General features: G+C 63.5%; 2 protein-coding genes and 1 pseudogene. All 3 read left to right on the plus strand.

Features of this window, described 5'->3' with window-relative positions; translation table 11 throughout:
- Positions 1-125 precede the first annotated feature (125 nt).
- A pseudogene (locus tag EOA23_RS36680) lies at positions 126-272 on the plus strand (antirestriction protein ArdC); the annotation flags it as partial.
- A gap of 192 nt (positions 273-464) precedes the next feature.
- A complete protein-coding gene (locus tag EOA23_RS30405) occupies positions 465-2,585 on the plus strand; it encodes a ParB/RepB/Spo0J family partition protein (RefSeq protein ID WP_127306841.1) in 2,121 nt (706 codons plus the stop codon).
- 155 nt (positions 2,586-2,740) lie between these two features.
- The coding region (locus EOA23_RS30410; protein ID WP_127306842.1) for a strawberry notch-like NTP hydrolase domain-containing protein at positions 2,741-5,954 on the plus strand (3,214 nt) is incomplete at its 3' end.

A 5,954-nucleotide genomic window follows, 5' to 3' on the forward strand; every position in this document is an offset into this window, starting at 1 on the left:
AACGCGATACGAGCGTTCTCGCCTGGCTCGACACGCTCTGAAATAATGCGGAGGAATGTGGCCAGAAACTCCGGACTTCTGCCAATCTGGTCACGTTCCTTCACATTATGGGCTGCTGCGGATAACTGGAAGTGTTGCGAAAGGACAGCCGCGCCATCGTGCGTGCCGCCAGCCGGGCCAGCAAAGCGGCCGAGTGGCTTCTCGGTCACTTGCCGGAAGAGATTAACGTCTCCGTCGGCTTGAGCACCGGCAACGAGAGGAGGGCGGCATGAGCCCGCTCTGTGAGTCCTGCTTGGCCAAGTCAGCGTCAGCCATCGAAAGGATGCGTGTTCTGCAGGTCGCCGCTGCCACCATTCGGGCGCCGGTTCATTGGAGAAATGAAGAGAGGGAAAGATCGGAGGGAAGTCGGTGACGGGTTGAGGACCGGGAGAGAGGCTTTCGGCCCCCGTCGCGGAGAAACCTCGATGGCCAACGCAGTTCAGAAGATCACCCTGTCGCCCTCGCGCGACATTCCTTTCAACAAGCTGGTGCTTGCCCAAACCAACGTCAGACGCATCAAGGCGGGCGTCTCGATCGAGGACCTGACGGGATCGATCGCCCGGCGTGGTCTTATCCAGAGCATCCATGTCCGTCCCGTACTCGACGCCGAAGGCAAGGAAACGGGAATGTTCGAGGTCCCGGCTGGGGGACGCCGTTATCGCGCGCTCGAGATGCTCATAAACCAGAAACGGCTGGCGAAGACCGCAGCCGTTCCGTGCGTGGTGAGCAATTCCACGGGCCCGATCCTCGCGCAGGAGATTTCCCTTGCCGAGAACATCGAACACGCGCCGCTCCATCCTTTGGACCAATATCGCGCATTCAAGGACATGCTCGATAAGGGCATGTCGGAGGAAGAGATCGCAGCCGCGTTCTTCATCTCGACCTACGTGGTGAAGCAGCGCCTAAAGCTGACGGCCGTGTCGCCAGCGCTTCTCGACGTCTACGCCGAGGACGGCATGACGATCGCCCAACTCGAGGCATTCTCCGTCAGCAATGACCCTGTCCGACAAGAGCAGGTCTGGGAGGCGATCAAGAACAGCTGGTCAAAAGAACCGTACCAGATCCGCCGCATGCTGACCGAGAATACCGTCCGCGCTTCAGACAAGCGGGCGGTGTTCGTCGGTATCGAGAGCTACGAGGCGGCAGGCGGCGAAGTGTTGCGCGATCTGTTCCAGTCGGATGATGGCGGGTGGCTGCAGGACGTCCCGCTGCTTGAACGGCTGGTCGCCGAGAAGCTCCAGATGACGGCTGACGAAATCGCCAACGAAGGCTGGAAGTGGATCGAAGTCGCGGTGAGCTTCCCCTACGGCGTGACAGACGGCTTGCGGGAACTCGAGGGCATGCCGATCGACCTTACCGATGAGGAACAGGCGACGCTCGATGCGCTGCGCGACGAGTTCAACAAGCTGCAGGCGCAGTACGAGGAAGCCGACGAGTTGTCGGATGAGATCGAGCAACGGTTTGGCGAGATCGAAACCGCGATCAAATCGCTCGAGGCGCGCCCCGTCCGCTTCGATCCGGCCGAGATCGCGCGCGCCGGTGTCTTCGTCAGCGTCGATGCGGACGGAATGACTCTCGTCGAGCGCGCCTTTGTGAAGCCGGAGGATGAGGCGCCCGCCACGCCCGAGGACCGGATCGATTCCGGCGCCGAAGGAGCCGGCTTATCGGCCACGGGCTCCCTTCAGCGGGCCGTCATCACCACCGGTGGCCAGCCGGCCGACACGGAAGATGATGAGGAGGATGGCATCAAGCCCTTGCCGGATCGTCTGATCGCGGAACTGACGGCGGATCGCACTTTGGCTCTGCGCGACAAGCTCGCAAGCGATCCCGCAACCGCCTTTCTGGCTGTGCTTCACAAATTCGTCCGTGACGTGTTCTCGCGTTACAGCGCGCAAGGCGTGGCGATGGAGGTTTTTGTCCGCGGCACGGTATTTCCGGTCCAGTCCGAAGGGCTTCGGGATACGATTTACGCGCGCTCGGTCCAGGCCCGCCATGAGGGCTGGGACAGGCGTCTTCCAAGTGACGTCGCCGACCTATGGGACGCCCTCGCGGCACTGACGGACACGGAGCAGGCTGAGCTTTTCGCCCATTGCGCATCTTTCGGCGTGAACGCCCTCTACGAACGAGCTGATCGCTACGGCAACGGCGCCATCTCAGTGCACGGTGTCCGGCAGCGCCTTTTGGATGCCGATCATCTCGTGCGGGCAGTTGGGCTCGACATGACTGACGCCGGATGGCGCCCCACTGTCGGCAACTATCTCGGCCGTGTCACCAAGGCGCGTATCCTGGAAGCCGTTCGCGAGGGGGCTGGCGAGCGCGCCTCCCAGCTCATCGATCACCTCAAGAAGAGCGACATGGCCAAGGAAGCCGAACGCCTGCTCGCCGATACCGGTTGGTTGCCTGAGCCTCTGAGGGTTGTCGAGCTTGCTGTCGAAGCAGGCGACCCTAATGCGGGCGAAGATGAAGCTCTTCCAGAATTCCTGGCAGCTGCCAACGATGTCGCCTTGGCCGACCAGGAGGAAGAACAGCTAGACGCCGCCGAATAGGGCGCTCCGCATCCGAACGCCCGGCACTCGCAAGAGTGCTGGGCGTTTCTGCGTATGTGGTGAGAGTAAGTGTCCGGCCGGGACGAGTTGAGCCCGTGCGGTCAGAGAGAGCACCGATGGGCCTTTCCTCCGTCTCGCTCTCCAGAGGAAATCCTATGAACTTCTTGTCTTCGACGGCGGCCGCCAGTGCGGCGCCTTGCGCAACCACGCCTGTCGATAAGGCCGCGGCCGTTTATGCGGCGGCCCTGCATCTACTCTCCTACCTCGAATGCGGCCGGCGCGTCGATGCCGTCGTCATGCGGGCTGCCATGGAAGCCTCATTCGGGGCCTCCGACACAAGCGGTGCCTGGGACTGGAAGATGGCCTATGAAGCCTGCGAGGTCGCGACCGTCCTGTTCCTTCGCAAGTATGGCAAGTCGCTGCTGCGCAAGGCCGGCTCCGTGGCATCGGTCTTACCGCTTTTCAGCCGGATCATGAACCTTCTGCCTACCCATACCCGCCGCTCCGCGGAAAGCCAGGCGCTGCAGCAGTTCTCGACGCCTGTCACTCTCGGTCTCGCAGCCGTCGCCGCCGCCGCGGTCAGACCAGATGACCGGGTGCTTGAACCTTCCGCCGGCACGGGTCTTCTTGCGATCCTCGCCGAGATCGTCGGCGGCTCGCTTCTGCTGAATGAGATTGCGGAGATGCGTGCCGGACTCCTCTCCAATCTTTTCCCGGCCCTCACGGTCACACGCCTCGACGCGGCGCAGATCGACGACCATCTTGATCCGGCGAGCTTGCCCACCGTCGTGCTGATGAACCCGCCGTTCTCTGCACTCGCCAATGTGCAGGGGCGGCGCGTCACGGACGCGGCCTATCGCCATGTCGCCTCGGCGCTCGCGCGGCTTGCCGACGGTGGCCGGCTGGTCGCAATCACTAGCGCGAGCTTTGGGCCGGAGATGCCAGCGTGGCGCGATGACTTCGCGCGTCTCCAGCAGCATGGCCGCGTCGTCTTTACCGCCACGATCAGTGGGGCCGTCTACGCTCGGCATGGCACAGCGATCGAGACCCGGCTGACGGTCATCGACAAGACCCTGACTGGCGATCCGTCCTCCGCCCCGGCCTCGCCCGGCTTTGCGCCGGATGTCGCTACGTTGCTCGACTGGATCGAGAAGCACGTTCCAGAGCGGCCGCCGATCGCCGAAGCGGCCAAGGTCGTTCCGACCATTGCCGCACCTCGGGCGGTTCGCGGCTATCTTGCCCGCACTGTCGCAGGCACAGCTCGCGGGCAGCTGCCCGAGCCGGTGGGCGTCGAACTGTCGTACGAGACGGTTGATTGGGCGCCCGACGACGGAGCACGGCTGACCGATGCCATCTACGAGGAATATGGATTACAGACGATCCGTATTCCCGGTTCTCAAGCCCACCAGACTAGACTGGTCCAGTCCGCGGCAATGGCGTCTGTCGCGCCGCCAAAGCCGACTTATCGGCCGGTCCTTCCCGGCGATATCCTGACGTTGCTATCCGACGCCCAGCTCGAAACGGTAATCCTGGCCGGCGAGGCTCATTGCGGGTTTCTTGCCGGCTCGTCGTCAGTCGACCACACGCTCGACATTGTCAAAGCGGCACCCGATGACACGCCAGGAGCAGTGCGCTTCCGGCGTGGCTTCTTCATCGGCGACGGAACCGGTGTCGGCAAGGGCCGGCAGTCCGCGAGTATCGTGCTCGACAACTGGCTGCAGGGTCGGCGCAAGGCGGTGTGGATTTCTAAATCAGACAAGCTGCTCGAGGACGCGCAGCGCGACTGGGCCGCACTCGGTATGGAGCGCCTGCTGGTCACGCCGCTGTCGCGCTTCCCGCAAGGGCGCACCATCACGCTTCCGGAAGGCATCCTGTTTACGACCTATGCCACGCTGCGCTCCGACGACCGCGGCGAGAAGATTTCGCGCGTCAGGCAGATCGTCGAATGGTTGGGCTCGGATTTCGACGGAGTGCTCATATTCGACGAGGCGCACGCCATGCAGAATGCCGGCGGGGGCAAGGGAGCCCGCGGCGATGTCGCGCCCTCGCAGCAAGGCCGCGCCGGCCTGCGCCTGCAACATGCTTTGCCCGGCGCCCGCGTCGTCTATGTCTCGGCCACGGGCGCGACTACCGTAGCCAATCTGGCCTACGCCCAGAGGCTCGGCCTGTGGGGCGGCGAGGACTTTCCGTTCTCGACCCGTGCGGAGTTCGTCGAGGCGATCGAGGCCGGTGGCGTGGCGGCAATGGAGGTGCTCGCCCGTGATCTTCGCGCCCTTGGCCTCTATACGGCCCGCTCGCTCTCCTTCGACGGTGTCGAATATGAACTGGTCGAGCATGAGTTGACGCCTGAGCAGCGGCGGATCTACGATGCCTATGCGGGTGCCTTTGCCGTCATTCACAACCATCTCGACGCGGCCATGCAGGCGGCCAACATCACCGGCGACAGCGGCACGTTGAACCGCCAGGCGAAGTCCGCCGCGCGCTCGGCTTTCGAAAGCGCCAAGCAGCGCTTCTTCGCTCACCTGCTGACGTCGATGAAGACGCCGACGCTTGTCCGCTCGATCGAGCAGGATCTTCAGTCGGGGCATTCAGCTGTCATTCAGATCGTCTCCACCGGCGAGGCGCTGATGGAACGCAGGCTGGCAGAGGTGCCGACGCAGGAATGGAACGACGTCCGCGTCGACATCACGCCGCGCGAATATGTGCTCGATTACCTCCAACATTCCTTCCCGGTCCAGCTCTACGAACCATTCACGGATTCGGAAGGAAACCTGTCATCGAGGCCGGTGTTTCGCGAAGGCCAACTGGTCGAAAGCCGCGAGGCGGTCGCGCGCCGCACAGACTTGATCGAAAAGCTGGCGAGCTTGCCACAGGTTCCTGGCGCGCTCGACCAGATCGTCCAGCGCTTTGGCACCGACATGGTAGCGGAGGTGACAGGTCGGTCGCGACGCATCGTCAGGAAGGGCGAACGCCTGATGGTCGAGGGCCGCGCCGCCTCTGCTAATCTCGCCGAGACGCAGGCCTTCATGGATGACGTCAAGCGCATCCTGGTGTTCAGCGATGCCGGCGGGACAGGCCGCAGCTACCATTCGGAGCTTTCTGCGCGTAACACGCGACTGCGCGTCCACTATCTTCTCGAGCCTGGTTGGAAGGCCGATACCGCCATCCAGGGCCTTGGCCGCACACATCGGACAAATCAGGCGCAGCCACCACTGTTTCGACCGATCGCAACCAATGTGAAAGCCGAGAAGCGCTTCCTCTCCACGATTGCCCGCCGCCTCGACACCCTGGGCGCGATCACGCGCGGCCAACGCCAGACCGGCGGGCAGGGCCTGTTCCGGCCGGAGGACAATCTGGAGTCGCACTATG

Origin of the sequence: Mesorhizobium sp. M2A.F.Ca.ET.042.01.1.1, assembly GCF_003997405.1 — a bacterium.
Classification (GTDB): domain Bacteria; phylum Pseudomonadota; class Alphaproteobacteria; order Rhizobiales; family Rhizobiaceae; genus Mesorhizobium.

What these genes read in the sequence shown, in the direction of transcription:
- EOA23_RS30405 (WP_127306841.1), top strand. Translation starts at nt 465, where the DNA reads ATGGCCAACGCAGTTCAGAAGATCACCCTGTCGCCCTCGCGCGACATT.